The sequence below is a fragment of the Mucilaginibacter conchicola genome (genome assembly GCF_003432115.1).
Taxonomy (GTDB): domain Bacteria; phylum Bacteroidota; class Bacteroidia; order Sphingobacteriales; family Sphingobacteriaceae; genus Mucilaginibacter; species Mucilaginibacter conchicola.
Map to the genome: position 1 here is coordinate 534,002 of NZ_QWDC01000001.1, position 23,614 is coordinate 557,615.

The 23,614-nt window shown below is 43.8% G+C and carries 25 protein-coding genes, 2 tRNA genes and 1 other RNA gene; 13 read left to right on the forward strand and 15 right to left on the reverse strand.

Annotated features, from left to right (window positions below; translation table 11 throughout):
- Positions 1-9: 9 nt before the first annotated feature.
- From D0C36_RS02265 to D0C36_RS02275, 3 genes are all read right to left on the reverse strand, one after another.
- Complete coding sequence (locus D0C36_RS02265) at positions 10-1,860, reverse strand: CocE/NonD family hydrolase (RefSeq protein WP_117389962.1); 1,851 nt, start codon at positions 1,858-1,860, stop codon at positions 10-12.
- A gap of 106 nt (positions 1,861-1,966) precedes the next feature.
- Positions 1,967-2,048, reverse strand: a tRNA-Leu gene (locus tag D0C36_RS02270).
- A gap of 60 nt (positions 2,049-2,108) precedes the next feature.
- On the reverse strand, positions 2,109-2,918 hold the full coding sequence (locus tag D0C36_RS02275) for an ABC transporter substrate-binding protein (RefSeq protein ID WP_117389963.1): 810 nt from the start codon (positions 2,916-2,918) through the stop codon (positions 2,109-2,111).
- 50 nt (positions 2,919-2,968) lie between these two features.
- On the opposite strand from D0C36_RS02275, the gene hscB reads away from it, so the two are divergent.
- Together hscB and D0C36_RS02285 are read left to right on the forward strand one after the other, a co-directional pair.
- Positions 2,969-3,493 carry a Fe-S protein assembly co-chaperone HscB gene (gene hscB, locus D0C36_RS02280; protein ID WP_117389964.1) on the forward strand — a complete coding sequence of 175 codons (525 nt, stop codon included), beginning with the start codon at positions 2,969-2,971 and terminating at the stop codon, positions 3,491-3,493.
- 19 nt (positions 3,494-3,512) lie between these two features.
- Positions 3,513-3,592: transfer RNA gene (locus D0C36_RS02285), tRNA-Leu, on the forward strand.
- A 41-nt stretch (positions 3,593-3,633) separates the two neighbouring features.
- Here D0C36_RS02285 and D0C36_RS02290 read toward each other — a convergent pair.
- The 4 genes from D0C36_RS02290 to D0C36_RS02305 form a co-directional block, all read right to left on the reverse strand.
- Positions 3,634-3,936 (reverse strand): PAAR domain-containing protein, encoded by a 303-nt coding sequence (locus tag D0C36_RS02290; protein WP_117389965.1) that lies wholly within the window; start codon positions 3,934-3,936, stop codon positions 3,634-3,636.
- A 2-nt stretch (positions 3,937-3,938) separates the two neighbouring features.
- Positions 3,939-4,643, reverse strand: a complete 705-nt coding sequence (locus D0C36_RS02295; RefSeq protein ID WP_117389966.1) for a phage baseplate assembly protein V — start codon at positions 4,641-4,643, stop codon at positions 3,939-3,941.
- An 89-nt stretch (positions 4,644-4,732) separates the two neighbouring features.
- The gene (locus tag D0C36_RS02300) at positions 4,733-5,485 is read right to left on the reverse strand and encodes a hypothetical protein (RefSeq protein WP_117389967.1); all 753 of its coding nucleotides are present in this window, start codon (positions 5,483-5,485) and stop codon (positions 4,733-4,735) included.
- Positions 5,486-5,653: 168 nt separating this feature from the next.
- On the reverse strand, positions 5,654-6,406 hold the full coding sequence (locus tag D0C36_RS02305; RefSeq protein ID WP_117389968.1) for a DUF481 domain-containing protein: 753 nt from the start codon (positions 6,404-6,406) through the stop codon (positions 5,654-5,656).
- A 155-nt stretch (positions 6,407-6,561) separates the two neighbouring features.
- Between D0C36_RS02305 and D0C36_RS02310 the strand changes: the two genes are divergently transcribed.
- Entirely contained in the window at positions 6,562-7,146 is a 585-nt protein-coding gene (locus D0C36_RS02310; RefSeq protein WP_117389969.1) for a hypothetical protein, read from the forward strand.
- A 49-nt stretch (positions 7,147-7,195) separates the two neighbouring features.
- Here D0C36_RS02310 and dinB read toward each other — a convergent pair whose 3' ends face one another.
- Positions 7,196-8,380: a DNA polymerase IV gene (dinB, locus tag D0C36_RS02315; RefSeq protein ID WP_117389970.1), complete on the reverse strand. Its 1,185-nt coding sequence runs from the start codon at positions 8,378-8,380 to the stop codon at positions 7,196-7,198.
- A gap of 69 nt (positions 8,381-8,449) precedes the next feature.
- On the opposite strand from dinB, the gene D0C36_RS02320 reads away from it, so the two are divergent.
- Both D0C36_RS02320 and D0C36_RS02325 read left to right on the forward strand, forming a co-directional pair.
- A complete protein-coding gene (locus tag D0C36_RS02320) occupies positions 8,450-9,049 on the forward strand; it encodes a 2'-5' RNA ligase family protein (protein WP_117389971.1) in 600 nt (199 codons plus the stop codon).
- Positions 9,050-9,077: 28 nt separating this feature from the next.
- Entirely contained in the window at positions 9,078-9,614 is a 537-nt protein-coding gene (locus D0C36_RS02325; protein WP_158557058.1) for a 2'-5' RNA ligase family protein, read from the forward strand.
- Between the two features lie 115 nt (positions 9,615-9,729).
- On the opposite strand, the gene D0C36_RS02330 is transcribed toward D0C36_RS02325, so the two are convergent.
- The 5 genes from D0C36_RS02330 to D0C36_RS02350 form a co-directional block, all read right to left on the reverse strand.
- Entirely contained in the window at positions 9,730-10,686 is a 957-nt protein-coding gene (locus D0C36_RS02330) for a YpdA family putative bacillithiol disulfide reductase (protein WP_117389973.1), read from the reverse strand.
- Between the two features lie 110 nt (positions 10,687-10,796).
- An RNA gene (gene ffs, locus D0C36_RS02335) (signal recognition particle sRNA small type) lies at positions 10,797-10,895 on the reverse strand.
- Positions 10,896-10,987: 92 nt separating this feature from the next.
- Positions 10,988-11,494: a 2'-5' RNA ligase family protein gene (locus D0C36_RS02340; RefSeq protein WP_117389974.1), complete on the reverse strand. Its 507-nt coding sequence runs from the start codon at positions 11,492-11,494 to the stop codon at positions 10,988-10,990.
- Positions 11,494-13,095, reverse strand: coding sequence for a beta-N-acetylhexosaminidase (locus D0C36_RS02345; protein WP_117389975.1), 1,602 nt, complete (start codon positions 13,093-13,095; stop codon positions 11,494-11,496). The genes D0C36_RS02340 and D0C36_RS02345 overlap by 1 nt, the downstream gene beginning before the upstream one ends.
- 66 nt (positions 13,096-13,161) lie before the next feature.
- Positions 13,162-13,722 carry a DinB family protein gene (locus tag D0C36_RS02350; RefSeq protein ID WP_117389976.1) on the reverse strand — a complete coding sequence of 187 codons (561 nt, stop codon included), beginning with the start codon at positions 13,720-13,722 and terminating at the stop codon, positions 13,162-13,164.
- Positions 13,723-14,242: 520 nt separating this feature from the next.
- Between D0C36_RS02350 and D0C36_RS02355 the strand changes: the two genes are divergently transcribed.
- From D0C36_RS02355 to D0C36_RS02385, 7 genes are all read left to right on the forward strand, one after another.
- On the forward strand, positions 14,243-14,896 hold the full coding sequence (locus D0C36_RS02355) for a GNAT family N-acetyltransferase (protein ID WP_117389977.1): 654 nt from the start codon (positions 14,243-14,245) through the stop codon (positions 14,894-14,896).
- A gap of 116 nt (positions 14,897-15,012) precedes the next feature.
- Entirely contained in the window at positions 15,013-16,209 is a 1,197-nt protein-coding gene (gene argG / locus D0C36_RS02360) for an argininosuccinate synthase (protein ID WP_117389978.1), read from the forward strand.
- 2 nt (positions 16,210-16,211) lie between these two features.
- Positions 16,212-16,562 carry a cupin domain-containing protein gene (locus tag D0C36_RS02365; RefSeq protein ID WP_117389979.1) on the forward strand — a complete coding sequence of 117 codons (351 nt, stop codon included), beginning with the start codon at positions 16,212-16,214 and terminating at the stop codon, positions 16,560-16,562.
- 39 nt (positions 16,563-16,601) lie between these two features.
- Positions 16,602-17,654 (forward strand): N-acetyl-gamma-glutamyl-phosphate reductase, encoded by a 1,053-nt coding sequence (argC, locus tag D0C36_RS02370; protein ID WP_117389980.1) that lies wholly within the window; start codon positions 16,602-16,604, stop codon positions 17,652-17,654.
- Positions 17,655-17,761: 107 nt separating this feature from the next.
- A complete protein-coding gene (locus D0C36_RS02375) occupies positions 17,762-18,892 on the forward strand; it encodes an aspartate aminotransferase family protein (RefSeq protein ID WP_117389981.1) in 1,131 nt (376 codons plus the stop codon).
- Positions 18,893-18,959: 67 nt separating this feature from the next.
- Entirely contained in the window at positions 18,960-19,910 is a 951-nt protein-coding gene (locus tag D0C36_RS02380; RefSeq protein ID WP_117389982.1) for a Rossmann-fold NAD(P)-binding domain-containing protein, read from the forward strand.
- Positions 19,911-19,966: 56 nt separating this feature from the next.
- Positions 19,967-20,578, forward strand: coding sequence for an FMN-binding negative transcriptional regulator (locus tag D0C36_RS02385; RefSeq protein WP_117389983.1), 612 nt, complete (start codon positions 19,967-19,969; stop codon positions 20,576-20,578).
- Here D0C36_RS02385 and D0C36_RS02390 read toward each other — a convergent pair.
- Both D0C36_RS02390 and D0C36_RS02395 read right to left on the reverse strand, forming a co-directional pair.
- Positions 20,575-21,834, reverse strand: coding sequence for a cation:proton antiporter (locus D0C36_RS02390; protein WP_117389984.1), 1,260 nt, complete (start codon positions 21,832-21,834; stop codon positions 20,575-20,577). The genes D0C36_RS02385 and D0C36_RS02390 overlap by 4 nt on opposite strands.
- A gap of 37 nt (positions 21,835-21,871) precedes the next feature.
- The gene (locus D0C36_RS02395) at positions 21,872-23,170 is read right to left on the reverse strand and encodes an NAD(P)/FAD-dependent oxidoreductase (RefSeq protein ID WP_117389985.1); all 1,299 of its coding nucleotides are present in this window, start codon (positions 23,168-23,170) and stop codon (positions 21,872-21,874) included.
- A 219-nt stretch (positions 23,171-23,389) separates the two neighbouring features.
- On the opposite strand from D0C36_RS02395, the gene D0C36_RS02400 reads away from it, so the two are divergent.
- On the forward strand, positions 23,390-23,605 hold the full coding sequence (locus D0C36_RS02400; RefSeq protein WP_117389986.1) for a hypothetical protein: 216 nt from the start codon (positions 23,390-23,392) through the stop codon (positions 23,603-23,605).
- The last annotated feature ends 9 nt before the right edge of the window (positions 23,606-23,614 follow it).

Here is a 23,614-nt window from a genome sequence, read left to right on the forward strand (position 1 = left end):
TAATCTGCATTACTTCAACACCGGCAACATCACCTTTGATTGATTTTGGTAGATATTGATGGTCTCTTTTACAAAATCGCTGTCTTTAGCCTGATAGATGTCTACAAACTGCTGCGGGTTGCGGTCGGCCAGCGGAAACCAGCTGCTTTGTATCTGCACCATTATTTTGTGGCCTTTTTTAAACGTGTGGGCAACATCGGGCATGGTGAATTTTACGTGAGCGGTTTGGCCCGGCGTAAATGCCTCGGGTTTTTCAAAGCTGTTGCGGTACCTGCCGCGCATAATATCGCCGCGTACCAGCATCTGGTAGCCGCCCATCGGGTATTTAGTTGCGGGATTAGTACCGGCATCCTCAGGGAAAACATCTATCAACTTCACCACAAAATCGGCATCTGTGCCACTTATGGCAACCAGCAGATCGGCAGTTACGGGGCCGCCAATGGTGATATCTTTATCTAACACTTCCATCTCGTAAACCAACACATCAGGGCGGCGGGCGGCAAAGCGCTGGTCGTCGGTCATGTATTCGCGGGTACGGCTAAAATGCACGTTTTCAGCATAAGGGACAGGTTTAGCCGGGTCGCTCACATAGCTGTCAAATGCCGGTGCAAAGGTTTGTACCTGTTGAAAGGATAGCTTTCCGCCTTCTCTTAAATAAACCGGTGTTTGCACGGCACTCTTAACCGGCCACTCATCAAACGTACGCCATTTGTTCTCTCCCGAGAAAAAAATGGTCGCTTGTTTTATACTGTCGATAGAGCCTTTGCCCAGCAGGTAGTAGTCAAAGAAAGGGATCTCAATATTCTGCGTGTACCAGGTTGCCGTATTGCTATCGAAATTGATATTACCTAAATGCGTGCCGTTACCACTCGCCCACTGGCCATGGTACCATGGGCCTACAACCAGTTTGCTGTTGGTTTTAGGACTCTGTTTAACCAGTGCCTGGTAGGTATTCCATGCGCCGAAGTTATCCTCGGCATCAAATAAACCGCCCACAACCAACATAGCTGGCTTTACATTTTTGATACCGCTGCGGGCATCCCGCGCTTTCCACCAGGCATCAAAGTTGGGATGCTTCATCATATTGTTCCAAAACTCCAGGCTATCACCCGCCACTCTAGTAAAGTTTGGCAAGGCGCCCATCTTCAGGTAGTAATCGTAGTTATCGCGGTTAGTGAACTCCAAGGTTTTAGCAGGCAGTTTGGTAGGCTGTGGCCTCGGCTGACTAAATCCATATCCTACATGGAAATCAAAGGCATCCATCAGAAACAGCACACCGTTATGGTGGTCGTCATCGCCAAAGAACCTGTCAGTAACCGGTGCCTGCGGACTAACAGCCACCAACGCAGGATGACCGCTTAAAGCTGCCATAGTTGCATAAAAACCCGGGAATGATATGCCCGAAACACCAACTTTACCGTTATTGCCTTTAATGTTTTTCACCAGCCAGTCTATACTGTCATAAGTATCGCTTGCTTCGTCAATATCGTTTTTGGTTTTTTTATTTGGATTAAAAGGTCTTACTACCTCAAACTTGCCCTCGCTCATCCAGCGGCCGCGGATATCCTGCGTAACCAGTATATAACCTTCTTTAAGGTATGCCATCATAAAGCTGCGCCAGTACGGGCGAAATGCCTCACCATACGGATAACATGAGTACGGTGTGCGGGTAATAAGTATCGGATGCTTCCCGTTACCATCCTTAGGCGCATAAATCGAGGTAAAAAGTTTTGCACCATCGCGCATGGGAATCATCACCTCTTTCTTCACGTAATTATTTACAAACCACGCCGAATCGGCATTTTGAGCAAAACTGATGAACGGAGATAACAGGAAGGCAAGCAGTAAAGATCTCTTCATTTTGTGAGGCATTAGTAACGGTAAAGATATTAATCAGAGAGAGTAAAACGGAAAAGTGAGTAAACAAAAAAGCCCCGATATTGCTATCAGGGCTTTAAAATTGCTGTGCGGAAGAAGGGACTCGAACCCCCACGCCTCGCGGCGCCAGATCCTAAGTCTGGTGCGGCTACCAATTACGCCACTTCCGCGTTTGGTTTTTAAGAGACCGCAAAGATAGCGTTTATACCCGAATTGTAAAATCAAAATTTTCAATTTTGTGTATCTTCCTCATTATTTGGCAGAAAGTTTTCAATTAAGCCCTTGAAGTAAGCCGGCGAGCGCAACAAACGGCTGCCATACCACGAAAACAGCTCGCCATTAACCAAAGTTATCTTAGCGTTTGGCAATAGCGCTTTAAACTCTTCTAAGTGCTTTTCAGAAAACGGATAGGGTTCTGAGGATAGCATTAACACTTCGGGGTTTAAAGCCTGCAAATCCTCGTCTGCCACAACCGGATATCGCTCGGCGGCAACAAGGTTACTGATACCGCACCTTTGCAGCATATCATTGATAAATGTGCCGGCACCGGCGGCCATGTAAGGCTTTCGCCAAATGAGGTAGGCACAGCTTAGCCTGTTTTCAGCAGCTTTCAACTCTCTAAAACCTGCTTTAATAGTCTTTACGATACTTATCGCTTTTTCCGTTGTGCCAGTTAACTCACCTATCCTGTTTATCATGTCCAGCGCGGAATCCAGATCATCAATATCGCTTATCCATACCGGATAATGCTGCATCAATTCCTCGATCTGCCCTTGTTCGTTCTCTTCTTTGTTGGCGATAATGAGATCGGGCTTTAGCGAGTAGATAACATCCATGTTCAATTGTTTGGTGCCGCCAACTTTAGTAACCTGCTGCACTTTATCTGCAGGATGGATACAGAATTTGGTTATACCAACAATGCGCTCATCAAGGCCTAAATCAAAAAGAAGCTCCGTTTGCGAGGGTACTATGGATATAATGCGCTGCGGCAAAGCAGGCAATTCAATAACACGGTTCATCTGATCGTAAAATAGCGGCATATTTTTTGGCCTGATAATTCAGCAGCAGTAAAATTAGTAGTTTTGTACCGATGAATTATTTTGAATTTTACGACATCCCCGAAAGCTTTCACCCGGATGCCGCCCATATAAAGAAACAGTTCTACGCTTTAAGCAAGCAGTACCACCCCGATTTTCATGCCAACGAAAGCGACGAAAAGCAACAGGAAATACTTGAACTTTCTACGCTAAATAACAAAGCTTACCAGACTTTAAGCGACCCAAATAAGGTGTTAGAGTACGTTTTAAAGCTTCATGACCTGGTTAGCGAGGGTGCAAAACCATCATTACCTGCAGATTTTTTAATGGAAATGATGGACATTAATGAACGCCTCATGGAAATTGAAAACGCCGAGCAATTTGGCGAGATAAGCGCAGAAGTTGCTGCTATAGAAGGCGATATGAACGAAGAATTAATCAGCCTAACCAAAGATTACCCTACTTTAAACGATACTGCAAAGCAAGACAGGCTAAACGAAATTGCAAATATTTATTACAGACAAAAATATCTGTTGCGAATTAAAGAGAGTTTAGATACATTTGCAGCCCGCTTATAAGCAAATATGCTTAGCGCATGCCCAGCTGGCGGAATTGGTAGACGCGCTGGTCTCAAACACCTGTGGGAAACCGTGCCGGTTCGACTCCGGCGCTGGGTACGTTAGAAGCCCCGATAGCAATATCGGGGCTTTTTTGTTTGCTACCCGCCTATAAGCACTGTTGGGCAACCTAATACAATTGTGCCGCCATGTGCAGTTGTATCTCCCATGCGGGCTGCGGGCATTCCACCTATCATGACCGACGATGAACCTTTTATTATTGAGTCTGGTGGCCCCACACAAACTGCCATATCTCCTTCTTTTGCTGCCGGCAAACCACCTATCAGCACCGTTGGTGCGCCGGGGCCTGTAATTGGGCCTCCTACGTGCGGAATTGGCGGTACACCCGGTGTTACCATCGGGCATGTATGCATATCTGTTAGTCTTGCTGCTGGTGCTCCCATAATTAGTTTATCATTACTATTGCGCCTTTTACTACTGTTTGCCCTGAGGCAGAAAGCTCGGCCTGAGCCTGGCCCGTGGCTTTAAAGCTTGCATTTGCCTGGTTTACAATATTCACTCCTTTTAACATGATATTGCCGGCATCAGCCTTAACCTTCACATTGGTATTGGCATTTATGTTAATACTCCCTTTGGCATCCAAATTTATATCTCCGTTACTTCGCAAACTAATTCCTGTTGAGGATAGCTGCACGCTGTTGGCATTCATATCTTCAATAACAATCCCGCCGTCGTTATCTGAGATAGTTATTTTATTGCCGTCAGGCGTTTTTATTTCTATCGATTTATTGTTGTCATCAAAATTTATCTGAAGCTGATTTTTTGTGGTAATGCTTTTTATCGCATTATTTTCTGTTGCCGCAACGAGGCATTTGTTTGTACGGCCAAATAACGAGCCCAGGATCACTGCCTGTTCTTCATCCCCGCCGATAAAGGATATCAGTACCTCATCGCCCACCTCTGGTAAAAATACCATACCGGCGTGATTAGTTGCATACAGGTTGGCTATACGCGCCCATACATCGGTAATTTCTTCAGATGCGGAAGTAAGCGTTACCAGCACGCGGAATAAATTATCAGGATCGCCGGTAAGTTGTTTAACCACGCCGGTTTGCAGGCCCTGGTTAAATGCGGGAGAATTGTTTGACATGAATTGTGATGGTTGTTGAGTGGGGTGAATATAGAGGATTTTGAAGGGTTGAGTAGAAACACCGAGGCTCCTTTTTATAGAAATATTTGCTATTTATAAAATAGTTCGATATTTAAAAAATCTGGCCTGACTACCCGAATCCATTTCTGACCATTTTCTGTTTTTACACTTATCGTCTTTTTGAAGCCCAGATAGTTGATTATCCTTCGGAGTTCTATTTGATTTGGTAAGAAGGCCTTCTCTAAGTCAGACATTGAAACCCAATCATCTCCAGCTTGTTTAATTCTATCAACAAAGTTTCGGAAATATTTTTCAGACAATATAGCAGGGTATGGATGTTCATTCAAAGAATGCCAAATGTTTTCTTCCGAGTCAATTAAGTATCCTGTTAATGACCTTCTTCCGTACCCGAAATTCCATTCATCTGTTTCAAACAAGTGCTGTTCTTCCAAATCTAATTGACTATCAAAATAGCGATGCTCCCGCTTCTCCCAAAACAAGTCAGCGTTTTCTGACGATTCAACTGATTGAATGTGAACAATAGCCTTGGCAAAATCTATATTCCGCAAAACGTGTTCCATCTTTAAGATAAACAAATCAAGATTGCCATCATCAAAAATCGCAGCACCAGTAGTACAAGCGTAGCTTATAATCATATTATTCCAGCTGTAATCGTACATTAAATTATTTTCATGGTAATACCTATTGTAATCTCCAAGGCCAAAATCCGAGGTACTTATCTCTGGAAACTTTAAATGATCTTCCAAAGATTTGATAAAGTCGATCGAGCGAATATAATCTCTATGCAAAGTTATCGCTCCATATATGACTACCATTTCCATATGATAAAATTGGGTTGAATAAAAAAAAGTTCTTAAAAACAATCAGGCATCTAAAGCAGATTGTTAAAAAAATGACTCTATTTATGAAAATAGGTAAGTTTTTTTGATTTGCAATTACTTTACTTGGTAGCAAAATTGCTTACTAAAGTAGGAAAACCTAAATCCCCCCTAAAACCACTTCTCCAAAGTCAAACCATAAGTAAACAACAAGTTTTCGCTCAGCGTGCGGTTTACGCGGTTGTAATTCAAAGATGTTGTTAGCGCCAGCCATTTTTGCACTTTAAAGGACAGGTTGGTGGTTGAGCGGATGTTGAAGTCGTTGCCGCGCTCAAAGGAGTTCTGTAGGAAGTTGGAGCCGTCTATCACGATCCTATCGTTGATATTGAACCTGAACTGCAAACGCAGCGAGTTGCGGAAGGTGGTATACTCATCGCGAATATTGTTGGCCAGCATCAGGTCGCTGCTGTCAAATAAAACGCCTTCGCTTAGGTTAAGGTAGGCGTTGGCGCTATCAAAAATACTGTAGGCAATCCCCGCCCCCGTCAGCAATTGGTTGTTGATCTTGAGCGAGTAACTGGTGTTGTAGTTGGCCAATCCCCAGTAATAAAAATGCGGGATGCTTTTGTAGAGGTTAAAATCCAGCGAGCTGGAAAAATCATTATTGGTAAGGTTTCGGTTCTGCTTGCCGTAGATCCAGCTGTTGTTAAAATTAAGCGACACATCTTTTCGCTTCACATTAAACTTAAGGCCATTATTGAGCAGGTAAGCGGTACCGTCGCGGGTTTTGTTGATAGAGCCGGTGGATTGGAACGCGGTATGATAAAAAGTAGAATCGTTAAACTGCGCACAGGCTTTGTTACCCACAGCCACGCAAACTGCACAAACCATCAGAAATATAAAACACCGTGTAAATTTTACCATAGGCTTTAAAGTCAACAAAAGTTTCAACCGGATGGTTTGCCAAAATCGGTCGCTCGGTAGATCCGGCTATTCGCTAAGTGGATAGCGGCATCCACTCATCGGCATAAAATATCAATCATAAAGCTTTCATATTGTGATAATTAAACACACAAGCTATGGAAACTATTAAAACATTTACAAAAAAACTACTGCTGCTATTTATTGCAGTGACAATGCTGGCGGCCTGCAAAAAAGGAGATGAAGGGCCGCAAGGCGAAAAGGGCGACAAAGGTGACGATGGCGCAAAGGGTGCAACTGGCGCTGCAGGTGCCAAAGGAGCTACAGGTGCAACGGGCACTGCTAATGTGCTATATTCAGATTGGGTGTACGCAAAAAATTTCAGGGATTCAATTATTGACAATTCAAATATGCACGTGGCTGATATCAACGCGCCGGCCTTAACAACCGAAGTATTGAGCAATGCATCTATCAACGTTTATTTTACCTACGGTGGTGGCGTATTTCCGTTACCGCATACCACTTATGCAGGTAATAAAACAAGTATGATCAATTTCGCGCCAAGGTTTAAACATTTTAACATTACGCGTTTTACGCTTGATAATTCAAACTCGGTAAATCTCTCAACTGTGTTGCAGTACCGTTATGTAATCATCCCCGGCGGAAAGAAATTGGCAGCTGCTAAAAAAGTAAACATGAACGATTACCAAGAAGTTAAACGCACTTACAACATTCCTAACTAAGCATGTGTTTGTGTATGGTCCGTTGCCTTTTACCGGGCAGCGGGCCTTTTTATTTGGCCATGAAAGGGTTAAACGTACGCGTACCTATCTCCATACCCGATGCCCGGCAAACTGTTTTATCCCCAAACCTGAAATTTATATTATCCATGGCCTGGTAAAGCCTTATACGTTCCTCGTTATCCTCAAAAAGGTTTATCTGGTAGCTGCCGGTACAAAGGTTGCTCAGCCTCACACCTATGAGCCTTATAGGCCTGTGACGGCTCCAGGCTTTATTGAGTAGGTTTTTTATACCTGGGATAAGAATATGTTCGGCAGCGGTAAAGGCTATTTTCTGTTGCTGCGTATGGGTTTCAAAATTGGCGTAACGTATTTTGATGGCCAGGCACGATGCCAGCTTATTCTCCCGGCGCAACTTACCCGATAGTTCCTCGGTCATGGCGATAAGAATGTTCTCCAGCGTACGAGGATCTTTAACATCACTTTCAAAAGTATGCTCCGTGGAAATGGATTTACGGTCGCCATGCGGGGCAACTTCGCTTTCATCAAAACCGTTGGCTTTGTTGTAGATATATAGCCCCATCTTCCCGAAAGTGGCTTCCAGAAATTTGAGGTTAACGCGTTGCAGGTCGCCGATTTTCTCCAGCCCGTACTGGTAAAGCTTCTGGCAGGTACTCTCGCCCAGGCCGGGTATCTTACGAATGTTTAGTGGTGCTAAAAACGTTTTCTCCTCTCCGTGCTTTATCCAAAGCTGTCCGTTAGGTTTAGCTTGATTGGTAGCCATCTTGGCAATGGTTTTGCCCGATGCCATCCCGAAGGATATGGGCAGCCCGGTTTCGCGGATCACTTTTTGCCGCAGATCAGTAGCCAGCTTATAAGGATCGTAAAAACGATCCATACCCGTAAGATCGATATAGAACTCATCTACCGACGATTTCTGGTACAACGGCACCATATCATGAATGATTTGCGTAACCTCGCGTGAGGCTTCTGAATAGCGCCCATGCGTGCCACGCACCACAATAGCATGCGGACAAAGCTTCAAAGCCTGCTTGGTTGGCATAGCCGAATGAATGCCGAAAGCCCTTGCCTCGTAACTGGCGGATGAAACCACTCCCCTGTCTTTTGAGCCACCGATAATGACCGGCTTGCCTATAAGCGTAGGATCAAACTTCCGCTCAACAGACACGAAGAATGAGTCGAGATCTATGTGTACGATATAGCGCTTTGCATCCATACACAAATATGAAAATTTATTTTTATTTGCTAAAATTATTAGCAAAATTTGTAGACCAATATTAATATTATGACCGGATACGCCGACTATCTTTTTCTGCTTTCGCCTCCTCAAACCGTTGTTAACGAGGTGGCACGATATAAAAAAGCATCGGTAAAATATATTGGCGATTTTCAGAGCATGAACTCGCCGGCGCATATTAGCCTGGCGCATATTGAGCGGCAAAAAACATTTTTCACAGAGCAAACCATCAGCCTTACGGAACAACGCGTAGCCATTATGCCGCCGGTGCTTTTGCATATTGATGGTTTTAAATATTTCAATCATCTGCACGATAAAAAGACCATCTATGCCGCCATACGTAATAGCACGGCGGTTGATGCCTGGTTTGAGTTGATGAAGAAGAACCTTGGCGTTAAAAAAGCCATCATACCGCACATAACGGTTTGCCGTAATATCACCGATGAACAGTTTAAAACGCTTTGGCCAAACTTCCGCCATAAGAAATGGACAGAGCCCTTTTGGGCCGCTGAGCTAACGGTCACCAGGCGTGAGACTTTCGAGCCCTATGCCAAATGGCAAACGGTGAAGAATATTCCGTTTAGAGGCAACAAAAGCCTGCAGTACCACACCGAAACAAACAGCGATAAACAAGTGAATTTATTCTGAGATGACTGAGAAAAGGCATATCTATTTCATGAACCGGATATCTCTGCCAAAAGAAAGTGATGCTCAAATCAAACTTTTTAAGCGAGCTTGTAAAAAGCATATTGGAGAGTTTGATAGCATGGATTCCAGAGCGCATATTTCATTCCCGTCCTACCCCTTTGATTTAGATAGTTCAAAAAAAGTATTTAATTACACCGATTATTATCAAATGGTGGAGAATCATTTAAAGATTATGCCACCGATAGAACTCACGATAACGGGCTTTGACTTCTTGAAACATGGAGACCTTCGTACAATTTGTGCAAAACTGAATTTGGATCCGATAACCATGGCGTGGTTCAATAGAATTACTCAAATTTTCAAACCAACTGAAAGAATTAATCCTCATATAACAATTGCTAAGACAATTTCATTGGAATCTTTCAATGTCCTTTGGCCACATTTCCAGAAGCTTGAATTTACAAACACATTTCATGTCCGGAACATCACCGTTTTGCATAAATGCAGTGATGAGACCGGGCCATTTAGATTTTACAGAGAAATATCGTTAAGGAAGGGTAATTAGAGTCCAAAAATTATGTCATTGCGAGAAGCCGAAGGCGACGCGGCAATCTCGTCGCGTTTATACCAACATGCGAGGAGATTGCCACGCTATCGCTCGCAATGACATATTTTATAACCTACTTCTTCGCCAGAATATCATTCACGATCATGTCCGCATGGATGCGCGAGTTCTCGATAAACCATAGGTGGGTATCCAGTCCGCCGCAAACTACGCCGGCAAGGTATAGGCCTGGCTGGTTGGTTTCCATGGTTTGCGGGTTGTATTCGGGGATAAATTTATCTTCTGTAAGGTTAATGCCCAATTTAGCCAGAAAATCAAAATTGGGTTTATAGCCTGTCATGGCCATTACAAAATCGTTAGGAATAGTAACGCGGCCTTCGGGGGTATCAATATCCACTTCATCTTCTCTTATAGCGGCAAGGTTACTGTTGAAATAGGCTTTAACGCTCCCCTCTTTAATGCGGTTAATGATATCTGGCCTCACCCAGTATTTAACACGGTTGCTCACCTCATCGCCACGGATCACTAACGTAACATTAGCACCCTTGCGGTAGGTCTCTAAAGCCACATCAATAGCCGAGTTGCTGCTGCCTACCACCACTACATTCTGCATGGCATAATAGTGCGGGTCTTTGTAATAGTGCTTTACTTTCGGCAAGTCTTCGCCGGGGATATCCAAGTTAACAGCTATATCATAGAAACCTGTTGACAGGATAACTTTTTTAGCCTGATAAGTTGCCTTAGCAGATTCGATCTCGTATCCACCATAAATAGGCTTAACGCTTGTTATCTCCTCAAATAAACGGATAGGCAACTGGTTTGATACCGCTACTCGGCGGTAATACTCCAACGCCTCGGCACGCGTTGGTTTATTGCTGATGGTAACGAACGGGATGCCGCCTATCTCCAGCTTTTCTGAAGTAGAAAAGAAGGTCATGGTTGAGGGATAGTTGTACAGCGAGTTCACCAGGCAACCTTTCTCAACAATAACAAAACTTAATCCGGCTTTTTGTGCGGCTAAGCCGCAGGCAATACCAATGGGGCCGCCGCCAATTATCAATACATCAAGCATAGCGGCTAAGATAAGCGCTTACAGCTATAATACCGAACCGATGAACACTGAATTTGGAATTATGAAGTTGAGGAGACTTTTCAGGAGAGACCGAAATTTTGGGCACAAAAAATGGGTAAGCTACTTTTATCGCGCCGCTCAACTCTCTACCCTTGCTGCGTTCCCACCCTGGGGGAGTTCAAGAGGAGCTGGCCGTAAAAGACTTACCCGCCGCAAAGATAGAAAAAGATGCGTTTTCGATTAACAAAATGTTAAAAAAGGCTTTAAATAACGTTATGAAGCTGATTGTGAGCCAATTTATTTACGCAGGGAATCGCCATTCGCCCATAAATTTCCATGGCCCGCCCTGGTATTCCCACAACATTAAGCCCTGCGCGGTGACTAAAAACGGTTGAAAGCCGGTAGAAACTTTTTTTAAAGTTTCCTGCGCAACCGCCGGTTCAACTTTATTTTGGATGGTGATGTGAGGCCAAAGCTTATGCTGGTCTTGCGGAATAAGCCATTGTTGCCATAGCTGCTGCATCTGCTTATGCATAATTCGTAATTCTGCCGATTCAATTTTATAAGCTACCCCCCTGCCTATGGTAGCAGGCCCGCTTACTTGCATATTAAAGACCTTTATGGAAGATACGATATCTGCTATATCGCTATCAATTTTTTGCTCATCAGCAGGCAATTGATGAAACAACATCAGGTGTGCATCCAGAAAATTTCGTTCCGGCGGGAAATATTGCTTACGCAGCGCGTTAAAATACTGCTGCGAAACATCATCAATCTTCAGCGTGATCAAAAGCGGATTTGCATCCATCAGTCCTTCACCTTTTCCTTTGGCGCAAAATCTACCGGCTCGGGGTGTGCTGTAGGATTAAAAGCATCGTAATAGTAGATACCTGCTTTATCATAGCGCTTCAATTCCCCCAACATTTTCTTGGCGAAAGCATCTGTATTCTTGTTAGCCTTGATAGTCCAGCCGGCCTCTGCTAATGCGGCCATGCGTGGGAAAAGCATATAATCGAGGCGTTTGTGTGAGCCTACCGTTTCTGTCCAGATGTTGGCTTGTACGCCCAGTATTGCGGTCGATTTAAGCTGCTCTTCGTTCATAAACGCATCCGGGAAATTATATACATTCTCTACCCGATTGTATTTGCTAAGCAAGTGATAGCCCTCAACTTCAGAGTCATCCCATCTGCGGCCGGATATATGCGTGCTATCCTGCACAAAATCAAGATACATGGGCATACGCGGACAAAGCACCACTTGATACTTCTTGTCCAGCGCCATCTGCAGGCTTTTTGGCTTATTTTGTCGCCACCAGAAAACGATGGTCTTGCTTGGCGGCAGATCGGCTTCTACAGCCTCATCCCAACATAAAACTTTATTGCCGAGTTTGAAGACAGTATCACCCATCCTTCTAAAAAAATAATGCTCCAACTCGGTCGGGTTTTTATAACCCTTTTTCTTCATCAACGACAGTACTAAGGGCTTCTTCCACCAGGCCTGTATCCCCAGGAAAACCTCATCACCGCCCAGGTGTATCATTTTTGCAGGAAAAAGGCTGTTTGTTTCTCTAAGGATATTGCCAAGGTAAGCGTAGGTCTTCTCCTGCGACGGGTCGAAGGTAAAGTTAGCATAACTGGCGCCATCGCTACCACCACTAAATTGCGGGTAAGCGCGATTGGCTGCCGTAGCATGGCCAGGCATATCAATCTCGGGCACCACAGTAATAAAGCGAGCTTTTGCGTAAGCAACAATTTCTTTAATATCTGCCTGTGTATAATATTTTGCCTCGGCTGTGCTATCGGTAAAGTTGCCTTTACCACCTATTGAAGCAAGCTTTGGATATTTTTTGATCTGCAAGCGCCAGCCATGGCTATCGGTTAAATGCCAGTGAAAATGGTTCAGTTTATATCGCGCCATCCAATCCAGCAGCATTTTCACTTTGGCCTTGCCAAAGAAGTGTCGCGACTCATCCAACATAAATCCTCGCCATTGGTAACGCGGCGCATCGTTTATGGTTATGCTCGGGATAGTATCACTTTGCTCTGCCAGTTGCAGCAAGGATTGGATGCCGTTAAAAACTCCCTCCTTGCCTGATGCAGCAATGTCTATCCCTCTGGGATTAACCGTTAACGAATAACTACCTGCCGCAGGATCGCCTTTAACCAATCGTAATGTGATATGTGCATTGCCTTTCTTATTAGTTACCTTCTTGCCTGTACCTTTAGACAGAGAGCTTTGCAGATAACTATACATTGGCAGCAACGTTTTGCTGTTATAAGCCACACCCGTACCATTTTTCAAGATGAAATGCCCTTCAGTAGGTGTCATAGACGCAGGCTGAGGAATAATGGACTGGCTAAAGCCAAAAAACGGAGCGGTTAAAAGGATCAGCGCAAATAGTTTTTTCATTATCGGATGCGTTTACGGCTAAACAGGCCTGTTAAAAACGTTCATTTTGCCGTAAAACCGCAATCCCTATGCCGAAACCAACAACTTAAGGTTGTTTGCTATCTGTATAAAGTGCCTTTGCTGGTGCGCTATCAGGAACCTGTAAACATCGCCAAGGCGCAGTTTTATCGCCGGTGCAATACTTACCGGAATTTTATTATCCACAAGGTCTATATTGGCCGAACGTTGCAGTAAATCTAATAATATTTTTTGGTCTAATATGTATTTGTTAACGTTAACGGTATTATTTTGAGAGATGGGTTTATGTTTGGCAGCAGCCTTATATTTCTTTGAAATATTACCATCTACCGGTTCCATCATCTTCACAAAATAATCGCCCAGCCAGCTGCTTTTATAAATAAGATCATTACTGCGCTTTCCTTTATTAATGGCAACTTTTATAGCAGGTAAATAATGATTGTTATAAGTGTTGAGATGTGTTATAATTTCAATAACATTCCAGGCACCGTATCGCGGGCGGGCAGTTAGCACATCAAGCGGTTCGGTTAATAGGTGCTGGGTGTCTGTAATGTTTTGTTCAACCCTTGCAATAAGTTGGTTTAGGAGTTGTGTTTTGTCTGTTTTCATACTGAAGAAATTAAAGCACCGTGTTATCACGATGCCATATTTACGTTGCCGGTACAGACGATATTTTACCAGCCACTGTGACACCCGCCTCTATATATTTTTGTAAAGTTTACAAGGAGCAGTAAACTCATCTAATTTGCAGCATCATTACCCTAATATTTCCCAATTGTAATGTTTTGTTTTATGGGGTAAATAATCGAAGTTTTTTCTTGCATAAATAAAATTTAATGCAATAATTTGCACAAATTTTAAAAGCAACCCATCTTTTAAGAAAAAATGAAAAAACAAAACATAAACAAGATAGATATCAGGGCAGTATTTGCACCTGTTATTGCTGGTTTAGTGTCTGTTGTTTTGACCTTTCTCCCTAACCGACGACGATTGTTTATACCAAGGGTTTGAATTGATCTTATCTGATCAAAAACCTGAACAAAGAAGTATTTAAACTTCTTTAAACAACGTTCTTCTAATTATAAGGCCTTAGTAAAGCCAATAATTTAACGGTATTTTTTCTATAATAATGACCATACAAGATTTTGATATAATTGTAGCTTCTGCCCAACATGCAGACTATGCTGCTATGATATGTGAGGAAATGGCCGAGTCTGCAAAGGCCCGTGGTACCGGTATTGCCCAACGCTCGCCGGAGTATGTGGCCAACAAGATGCTGGAAGGTAAAGCTGTGATAGCATTGCATAAAGACGGCACCTGGGCTGGTTTCTGCTACATTGAGACCTGGAGCCACGGCGATTTCGTAGCCAACTCGGGCCTTATTGTTAACCCTATTTTCCGTAAGGTAGGTTTGGCTAAAGCTATCAAAGAAGAAGTATTTAAACTTTCGCGTAAGAAATATCCTCATGCCAAAATATTTGGTTTAACCACCGGTTTGGCCGTAATGAAGATAAACTCTGACCTGGGTTACGAACCGGTTACCTACTCTGAGCTTACCCAGGACGAGGATTTCTGGAAAGGATGCAAAAGCTGCGTTAACTACGATATCCTGATGAGCAAAAATCGTAAGAATTGCATGTGCACCGCCATGCTTTTTGACCCGGAAGAAGCGCAAAAGCAATACGAGGAAAAGATGAAGAAGATTACCCATAAAGCAACGCTTTTGGAGCGTATTGAAGCTGCGATAAAAAAGAGAATGGAAAAGATCGTTGCATTGCATTAATATGTAGAGACGCGATATCTCGCGTCTCCCCCGGATAAGAATACAACACGCGGTGATCGCGTTTTAATACAAATATCAGGTGCTGAATATTGCATCTGTACCATGACAAAACAACAATGGACAAGAAAAAAGTAGTACTTGCATACAGCGGCGGATTGGATACATCTTTTTGCTGTATTTATTTAACACGCGACCTTGGTTACGAGGTGCACTCAGTTATTGTTAACACCGGCGGTTTCAGCGATGAAGAGTTGAAAAACGTGGAAGAACGCGCTTACCAGATGGGCGTAACCTCTCACCATGTAGTTGATGAGACCGAAAACTTCTACAATACCTGCGTACGCTACCTTATTTACGGTAACGTGTTAAAGAATAATACTTACCCGCTATCGGTTAGTGCCGAGCGTGTAAGCCAGGCTACTGCCATTGCAAACTATGCAAAAGAAATTGGTGCCGTGGCGGTTGCCCATGGCAGCACCGGTGCCGGTAACGACCAGGTAAGGTTTGATATGATCTTCAATATCCTTGTTCCTGAGGTGGAGATCATCACCCCTATCCGCGACCTAAAACTAAGCCGCGAGGAAGAGATAGAATACCTGAAGAAACACGGCGTTGAAATGAACTTTGAAAAAGCGAAGTACTCTATCAACAAAGGTATCTGGGGCACATCAGTGGGCGGTAAAGAAACCCTTACATCTCACTTAGGTTTGCCTGAGGATGCATGGCCTACACAAGTTACCAGCTCTGAGCCAAAAACGCTTGAGTTAGTATTTGAGCAAGGCGAACTAAAGGCTATAGACGGTACGCAATACGATCATCCTACTAAAGCTATACAAGCATTGCAAGCTATTGCTCAGCCTTATGGTATTGGCCGCGATATCCACGTGGGTGATACCATTATCGGTATTAAAGGCCGCGTTGGTTTTGAGGCAGCCGCCCCAATGGTGATCATCAAAGCACACCATACTTTAGAGAAACATGTGTTAACCAAATGGCAGTTATCATGGAAAGACCAGTTATCTTCTTTCTACGGCAACTGGCTGCACGAAGGCCAATTCCATGACCCTATCATGCGCAACATTGAAGCTTTCCTTACTGATACCCAGAAACAGGTTAGCGGCAAGGTGTTTGTTGAGTTAAACGCATACCGTTTCCAGGTGATAGGCATCGAATCGGATCACGACCTGATGAGCAACAAGTTTGGCAGCTACGGCGAAATGAACAATGCCTGGAGCGGCGAAGACGTAAAAGGCTTCAGCAAGATATTTGGTAACCAGGTGATGATCTATCACAAGGTAAACGGACAAGATTAATTATGGAGAACCCCATCTTTTCGAGAAGTGAATGCTTAAGCACCTACAAATGGGGCGATGACTGCTACGGCTGGAATTATGTTGATACCGATGCATTATCCATTAAACAGGAGTTAATGCCGCCTGATACATCAGAACAACTTCACTACCACGAAAAGGCTTCTCAGTTTTTCTTTATTCTTAAAGGCCGTGCAACTTTTACAATTGACGGCGAGATATGCGTTTTAAAACCAGAGCAGGGTATTGAGATAAAACCAGGTCAGCAGCATTTTATCAGCAATAAAGAAAGCAGCGACCTCGAGTTTATCCTTTACTCCTCACCATCTACAAAAAATGATCGGGTTAACTTATAGCCCTCTAACCCCCTAAAGGGGGAATTTAAGTTTAATGTTATGAGCGATACTAAAAATATAAAAGCAACTTCTACTCCCCCTTCAGGGGGCGGGGGGGCTGTTCGCGTCGGCATTGTTGGCGGTGCCGGTTATACCGGTGGCGAAATGCTGCGTATTTTGATTAATCACCCTAATGTTGAGATTGTGTTTGTGCACAGCAACAGCAATGCGGGTAATCACGTGTATGATGTTCATAAGGATTTATTCGGTGATACCGACCTGACCTTTTCTTCTGAGCTATCAAACAGTATTGATGTATTGTTCCTTTGTGTTGGCCATGGCGATGCGCGTAAGTTTTTAGAGGCGAACGCGATTGCAGATCATATTAAAGTGATAGACTTAAGCCAGGACTTCCGTTTAAGTCAAAATTCAAAAATCAAAAGTAAAAACTTTACGTATGGCTTGCCTGAGTTGAATAGAGAAGCTATTAAGTCTGCCAACAATATTGCTAACCCGGGTTGCTTTGCTACCTGTTTGCAATTGGGTTTGCTGCCGCTTGCTTCAAAGGGTTTGCTAAATAACGAGGTGCATATAACCGCCACCACAGGTTCAACCGGTGCGGGACAAAGCTTATCGCCTACTTCGCACTTTACCTGGAGAAATGATAACCTGTCTGTTTACAAAGCTTTTAACCATCAGCATTTAAACGAGATTAACCAGTCGCTTAACCAGGCTGCAAGTGCTTTTACTCCCCCTTCAGGGGGCTGGGGGGCGCTGAATTTTATTCCTTACCGTGGCGACTTTACCCGCGGCATCATCGCGTCGATGTACACCGAAAGTAGCCTTAGCGAAGCTGAAGCATTAAAGCTTTACCAGGAATATTATGCGGGCCATCCGTTTACGCATGTAACCAATAAAGATATAGACCTGAAGCAGATAGTGAACACTAACAAATGCTTTATACAGGTTAAGATATACGATAATAAAGTATTTATTATCAGCATTATGGACAATTTACTTAAAGGCGCATCCGGACAGGCTGTACAAAACATGAACCTCATGTTTGGGCTTGACGAGAGCGCCGGATTACGATTGAAAGGGGTGGCGTTTTAATAAGATGAAAGGATAAAGGTCAAAGGCGAAAGGTGACCTCAGTCCAATCATCAACAAGGAAGATAAAAAGCTTTATCCTTTCGCCTTTAACCTTTTACCTCTGTGTAATGAAATTATTCGACGTATATCCTATCAATCCAATCAATATAGTTAAAGGCCAGGGCAGCCTGGTATTTGACGACAAAGGCACCGAATACCTTGACCTTTACGGCGGTCATGCGGTGATATCTATCGGTCACACCCATCCGCATTATGTAAAGCGTTTGGAAGACCAGTTGCATCAGATCGGTTTTTACTCAAACTCTATCGAGATCCCGTTGCAAACAGAACTGGCAGAGAAATTAGGCCATGTATCAGGTAAAGAAGACTACCAACTATTTCTATGTAATTCTGGTGCCGAGGCAAATGAGAACGCGCTGAAACTGGCATCGTTCTACAACGGTAAAAAGAAGATCATCGCTTTTACTAAAGCATTTCATGGCCGTACCTCGCTGGCAGTTGCTGCTACAGATAACCCAAAGATAGTTGCTCCGGTTAATGAGACCGACAATGTAGTTTTCCTTCCATGGAATGATGAAGCTGCGCTTGAGCAGGCTTTTAAAGACCATGAGGTATCATCTGTCATCATCGAGAGCATCCAGGGTGTAGGCGGTATCCAGGTAGCTGAGGTAAGTTTCCTGCAAAAGATCCGTTCGCTTTGTGATGCAAACAATGCAGTATTTATTGCTGATGAGGTACAATGTGGTTATGCACGTACCGGTAAATTTTACGCGGCTGATCATGCAGGTGTAGACGCAGATATCTATACCATGGCAAAAGGTATGGGTAACGGCTTCCCTATCGGCGCAATCAGCATCGCACCAAAAATGAAGCCTGCTTATGGCATGCTGGGTACCACTTTTGGTGGTAACCATTTGGCTTGTGCCGCAGGTTTAGCGGTACTGGAAGTTATCGACCAGGACAACCTGTTACAGAATGCGGCCGAAATAGGCGCTTACCTGATTGACGAGGTGAAGAAATTTGACAAAGTAAAAGAAGTGCGCGGCAAAGGCCTGATGATAGGTATTGAATTGCCTGAGGAGCTATCAAACGTAAAGAAAGACCTGCTATTTAAGCACAACATTTTTACCGGCGAAGCCAAGCCAAACGTGATAAGGTTATTGCCAGCCCTTAACCTGACCAAATCACACGCCGACAGGTTCCTGCAGGCATTTGCAACAACATTAAACAACGCTTAACAAAATACACTTGCCGTCAAGTCCCTCTCCCTTGGAGAGGGATTTTGGGTGAGGCTAAACAAGGCCCATGAAACTATTTTCTTCCGTAAACGATGTTACCGATGTAAAGGCACTTGTTGCCCAGGCATTAGCAGAAAAGAATGATCCGTTTGCTCACCAGCATTTGGGCAAAAATAAAACCATTAGTCTGGTTTTCTTAAACCCAAGCTTGCGTACACGCATGAGCACCCAAAAAGCTGCCATGAATTTGGGTATGAACGTGATCGTTTTGAACATTGATAAGGAAGGATGGGCTTTGGAACTGCGCGATAACGTGATCATGAACGGCACCACCGTTGAGCATATCCGCGAGGCTGCTGCCGTTATGGGCGAATATTCTGATATTATCGGCGTGCGCTCGTTCCCCGGCCTTACAGACCGCGAAGAGGATTATAGCGAAAGTATCTTTAATAAGTTTGTTGAGTTTTGTAAAGTGCCTGTAATAAGCCTTGAATCGGCCACGCGCCACCCGTTGCAAAGCCTGGCCGATCTGGTGACTATTGAAGAATTAAAAACCAAAGCACGACCTAAGGTGGTATTGACCTGGGCGCCGCACATAAAAGCATTACCACAGGCTGTACCAAACTCTTTTGTGGAGTGGATGTGCCAGGCCGATGTTGACTTTGTGATTACCCATCCAGAAGGTTATGCCTTGTCAGAGCAATTCACCAACGGTGCAACCATTACACATAATCAGGATGAAGCTTTGAAAGATGCAGACTTCATCTACGTAAAGAATTGGTCGGCCTATGAGCCCTACGGCGCTGTAACCGGCGGTAATGAGGATTGGATGCTAACTAATACCAAACTGGATGTGTTGGCACCTGAAGCAAAGGTAATGCACTGCCTGCCCGTACGCCGTGATCTGGAGCTTTCATCTGAGATACTGGATGGCCCGCGTTCTATCGTAGTACACGAAGCTGGTAATCGTGTTTGGGCGGCGCAAGCGGTATTGAAACAAATGCTGGAAGCTTTGTAATAAAGTTTTACAACTGTCTTGATTCCTGACTCTTGATTTCCTGATTCTCCAACAAAATGTATACACCAAAACATTTTCAGGTAACTGAACAACAGCAAACTATCAGCTTTATGCAGAAGTATAGCTTTGCGGCCATTGTTACTATGATGAATGGTGTACCGGAGGCTACCCACCTGCCTTTTGTGGTTGAGCAGCGTGGTGATGAGGTGGTATTACTTTCGCACTTTGCCAAAGCCAATCCACAGGTTAACGTGGTTGAGAATGAGACCTCGCTGGTGGTATTTACTGAGCCCCATGCTTACGTATCTCCAAAACACTACGAGAAAGAACTGAACGTTCCTACCTGGAATTATATAGCCGTACATGCTTACGGCAAAGCCACGCTTATAAAAGATGAAACCGCTGTTGCCGGTTTATTAGCCAAAACCATCGGCACGTTTGAAGAGGAATATCTGAGCCAGTGGAATAAGCTCCCAGAAGACTACAAACGCAAGATGATGAATGGAATTGTAGCGTTTGAACTGGCGGTTACCGATCTGCAGGCCAAATACAAACTCAGTCAAAACCGCAGCGAAACCGAGCAGCAAAACATGATCAACAGTTTCAGCAACTCAACCAGCGCAAACGAAACGGATATAGCGCGTTACATGCGAGATCTGAAACATTAACTCCCTGTACTCTCCGGCTGATTCTTGTATGTTGCGTTGATCACCCGGTTCAATGTCAGCCCTTGCACAATGATGGAGAAGATGACGATGAAGTAAGTGCCCGAGAGGATAAAATGCCGGTAATCTGATGCCGGTAATGATAGTGCTAACGCAATAGAGATCCCGCCCCGCAAACCTGCCCATGTAAGGATATTAATACTCCCATAATTCACATTCAAACTTCGGCGAAGGAAAGTAAGCGGTAGCATGATGCTTGCCCAGCGGGCAGCCAGTATCAATACAATGCCTACCATGCCAGATAGCCAGTAGTGTTGCAGGAATGGAAAGTTCACCATCTGTAAACCTATCATCACGAAGAGCATGGTGTTCAACAATTCATCTATCAATGTCCAGAATTTTTCCAATGCCTGGTGAGAGTGGTCTTTATCGTCTACATTAATAGAACGGCCACCGGCAAATAACCCCGCAGTTACAACCGCTAAAGGAATGGAAAGATGAAGGTATGTCGCCACTAATGAATCGAGCATTACCAACCCGAATGAGACCAGTACAATTGTCTGGAAATCGTTGATAGATTTCATTAACCGGTGCGCTAACAAGCCTGTTACAGCGCCTAAAGCAATGCCACCAAATACTTCCTGTACAAACAGTATCACCGCTTTGCCAAAATCGATATTATTTACGCCAGATTGTGTGATTTCCAGCAGGGTAATAAAAAGCACCAGCCCTATCCCATCGTTAAATAATGATTCGCCTGAGATGATGGTAGAAAGATTGGTTGGTAGCTTGGATCGGGTGATAATAGCACCAACCGCCACCGGATCCGTAGGTGATACCAAAGCTCCGAATAGCAGGCAATAGATATAAGGGATCTTAATATCAAGCAAGCCGATCACATAATACAGCAGCGTTCCAAATATGGCCGAGGAAATAATAACGCCGATAGTGCTTAGCACAAAAACCGGCCACATCTCTTTCTTTAACCTTTTGGTGTTCAGGTTAAAAGCACTGGCAAACAGCAGGAAACCCAGCATAATATTGAGCACTGTGGTAGAGAAATTAATATTCTTAGCCAGTATGGTGAGGTATTTGGCACTATTGGGATCTACTTTGTCTATCACAATAGTGATCAGCGAGCCAATAATAGCCAGCGACATAATGCCGATAGTACCCGGCAATTTTAGCCAGCGTGCATTAACATAAGAGTACAGGGCGCTTACAATTACCAGCAGCGCTATGATCAGGAACAGGTGCATTTATAAGGTATTAGTGATACCGCCCGGGTGCCATCTGTTAATGAGGAATGGTATCCACGGTCATGGTATCAGTTTTAAAGTATCGGATAATTAAACGGTTATCACTGTTACGGGTAAGATAATTAATAGCCCAGTTTAAAAATACAATGGCTTTGTTACTAAAACCCGCTAACGATAACAAGTGCACAAACATCCACAACAACCATGCAAAAAAGCCCTGGAACTTAAATTTCTTTATATCGGCTACCGCTTTGTTGCGGCCAATAGTAGCCATAGTGCCCAGATCATGATAAACAAATGGTGTCGTGGCCTTACCCGAAATGATAGCTTGCAGATTTTTCGCCAGGTGCCTGCCCTGCTGCAAAGCCACCTGAGCCACGCCTGGAAATCCACCCGGATTGGCCTCGCTTTGCACCGCAGAAACATCGCCTATGGCAAACACGTTGTTATAGCCCTTAACGCGGTTGATCTCATCTGTTATTAGGCGACCACCTTTTGCTACGGTCTGCTCGGGCATACCAGTTGGCACCTCTCCTTTTACACCTGCTGCCCAAAGCACATTTTTGGTGTTGATGATGGTACCGTTATCTATCTTCAATATCGAGCCATTGTAACTGGATACGTGTACACCATTGTAGATAGTGACATCCATTTTCTGCAAAAACTCTTTTGCTTTAACAGACGCCGGGGTTGACATTGCTGCTAAAAGCTCGTCTTTACCCTCAACTAGATAAACTTTCATATCGGCGTTGCACAAGGCAGGATAATCTTTACACAGCACGTACTCGCGCAACTCAGAGATGGCGCCGGCAAGCTCTACCCCTGTTGGGCCACCACCTACTATCACAAATGTAAGCAGAGCATCACGTTCAGCTTTATCCGCAGTAACTAATGCTTTCTCAAGATTCTGCAATATCAGGCTACGGATATTAAGGGCCTCGGCAATATTTTTCATGGGCATGGTGTAATGCTCCAGTTCCTGGTTGCCAAAAAAGTTGGTATTGGCACCGGTTGCAATCACCAGGTAATCGTAATTATAGTTACCCGCGGTAGTTTCCACTACGCTATTAACTGTATCTATATTATCAACATTGGCCAAATGGAAAGTAAAATTCTTTTGCCTGCCAAATATCCTACGGATAGGAAAACCGATAGAATCGGCCTCAATAGCCCCCGTTGCTACCTGGTATAGCAGAGGCTGAAATGTATGGTAATTGTGTTTATCTAAAAGCAACACCTCAATCGGTGCATTCTTTAATTTTTTTGCTAACTGTACACCGCCAAATCCCCCGCCAATAATAACTACCCTTGGTTTTTTGTTTTCCTGTTTATCCATAGTAACAACGGTATTGTGCACCTAAGCTACAAACCTTAATGTAAACTGCTAACATGACAAGTTGTTATGTGTTTTAAATGAGATGATTTTTACAATAACAGGTAAATGGCTATAAGTCTGCAAAGCAAAAAGAGCAACGGATGCCGATGCTCTTTGATAAAGTTTAGGTTTTAGGTTGATATTTTGTAGATTGCAGAAACTTAGATCTTTAATCTCACAATGTTCGCTGAAATCGGTACTTTTCTCATCGCTGCACTTCTGTTATTTGGCATTTATAAGATAATGAATGCTTTGTATACTGCACTGCCAGAGTCACCTTTTCGTACGTTTATCCTTTCTCCTTACGGCAACGTGTTAAACGGCGTGCTTTCTCTTATTATCCTCTATGGCCTGTTTGTATTTGTTGCAGTAGCTATATTAGATATCCGTTGCTGACGAGACAAG

What these genes read in the sequence shown, in the direction of transcription:
- argG (WP_117389978.1), top strand. Translation starts at nt 15,013, where the DNA reads ATGGACAAGAAAAAAGTAGTACTTGCATACAGCGGCGGATTGGATACA.
- D0C36_RS02395 (WP_117389985.1), bottom strand. Translation starts at nt 23,170, where the DNA reads ATGGATAAACAGGAAAACAAAAAACCAAGGGTAGTTATTATTGGCGGG.
- D0C36_RS02325 (WP_158557058.1), top strand. Translation starts at nt 9,078, where the DNA reads ATGAACCGGATATCTCTGCCAAAAGAAAGTGATGCTCAAATCAAACTT.
- D0C36_RS02320 (WP_117389971.1), top strand. Translation starts at nt 8,450, where the DNA reads ATGACCGGATACGCCGACTATCTTTTTCTGCTTTCGCCTCCTCAAACC.
- D0C36_RS02275 (WP_117389963.1), bottom strand. Translation starts at nt 2,918, where the DNA reads ATGCCGCTATTTTACGATCAGATGAACCGTGTTATTGAATTGCCTGCT.
- D0C36_RS02295 (WP_117389966.1), bottom strand. Translation starts at nt 4,643, where the DNA reads ATGTCAAACAATTCTCCCGCATTTAACCAGGGCCTGCAAACCGGCGTG.
- D0C36_RS02380 (WP_117389982.1), top strand. Translation starts at nt 18,960, where the DNA reads ATGAAACTATTTTCTTCCGTAAACGATGTTACCGATGTAAAGGCACTT.
- D0C36_RS02265 (WP_117389962.1), bottom strand. Translation starts at nt 1,860, where the DNA reads ATGAAGAGATCTTTACTGCTTGCCTTCCTGTTATCTCCGTTCATCAGT.
- D0C36_RS02330 (WP_117389973.1), bottom strand. Translation starts at nt 10,686, where the DNA reads ATGCTTGATGTATTGATAATTGGCGGCGGCCCCATTGGTATTGCCTGC.
- hscB (WP_117389964.1), top strand. Translation starts at nt 2,969, where the DNA reads ATGAATTATTTTGAATTTTACGACATCCCCGAAAGCTTTCACCCGGAT.
- D0C36_RS02385 (WP_117389983.1), top strand. Translation starts at nt 19,967, where the DNA reads ATGTATACACCAAAACATTTTCAGGTAACTGAACAACAGCAAACTATC.
- D0C36_RS02355 (WP_117389977.1), top strand. Translation starts at nt 14,243, where the DNA reads ATGACCATACAAGATTTTGATATAATTGTAGCTTCTGCCCAACATGCA.
- D0C36_RS02365 (WP_117389979.1), top strand. Translation starts at nt 16,212, where the DNA reads ATGGAGAACCCCATCTTTTCGAGAAGTGAATGCTTAAGCACCTACAAA.
- D0C36_RS02300 (WP_117389967.1), bottom strand. Translation starts at nt 5,485, where the DNA reads ATGGAAATGGTAGTCATATATGGAGCGATAACTTTGCATAGAGATTAT.
- D0C36_RS02340 (WP_117389974.1), bottom strand. Translation starts at nt 11,494, where the DNA reads ATGGATGCAAATCCGCTTTTGATCACGCTGAAGATTGATGATGTTTCG.
- D0C36_RS02305 (WP_117389968.1), bottom strand. Translation starts at nt 6,406, where the DNA reads ATGGTAAAATTTACACGGTGTTTTATATTTCTGATGGTTTGTGCAGTT.
- argC (WP_117389980.1), top strand. Translation starts at nt 16,602, where the DNA reads ATGAGCGATACTAAAAATATAAAAGCAACTTCTACTCCCCCTTCAGGG.
- D0C36_RS02290 (WP_117389965.1), bottom strand. Translation starts at nt 3,936, where the DNA reads ATGGGAGCACCAGCAGCAAGACTAACAGATATGCATACATGCCCGATG.
- D0C36_RS02390 (WP_117389984.1), bottom strand. Translation starts at nt 21,834, where the DNA reads ATGCACCTGTTCCTGATCATAGCGCTGCTGGTAATTGTAAGCGCCCTG.
- D0C36_RS02345 (WP_117389975.1), bottom strand. Translation starts at nt 13,095, where the DNA reads ATGAAAAAACTATTTGCGCTGATCCTTTTAACCGCTCCGTTTTTTGGC.
- D0C36_RS02400 (WP_117389986.1), top strand. Translation starts at nt 23,390, where the DNA reads ATGTTCGCTGAAATCGGTACTTTTCTCATCGCTGCACTTCTGTTATTT.
- D0C36_RS02375 (WP_117389981.1), top strand. Translation starts at nt 17,762, where the DNA reads ATGAAATTATTCGACGTATATCCTATCAATCCAATCAATATAGTTAAA.
- D0C36_RS02310 (WP_117389969.1), top strand. Translation starts at nt 6,562, where the DNA reads ATGGAAACTATTAAAACATTTACAAAAAAACTACTGCTGCTATTTATT.
- dinB (WP_117389970.1), bottom strand. Translation starts at nt 8,380, where the DNA reads ATGGATGCAAAGCGCTATATCGTACACATAGATCTCGACTCATTCTTC.
- D0C36_RS02350 (WP_117389976.1), bottom strand. Translation starts at nt 13,722, where the DNA reads ATGAAAACAGACAAAACACAACTCCTAAACCAACTTATTGCAAGGGTT.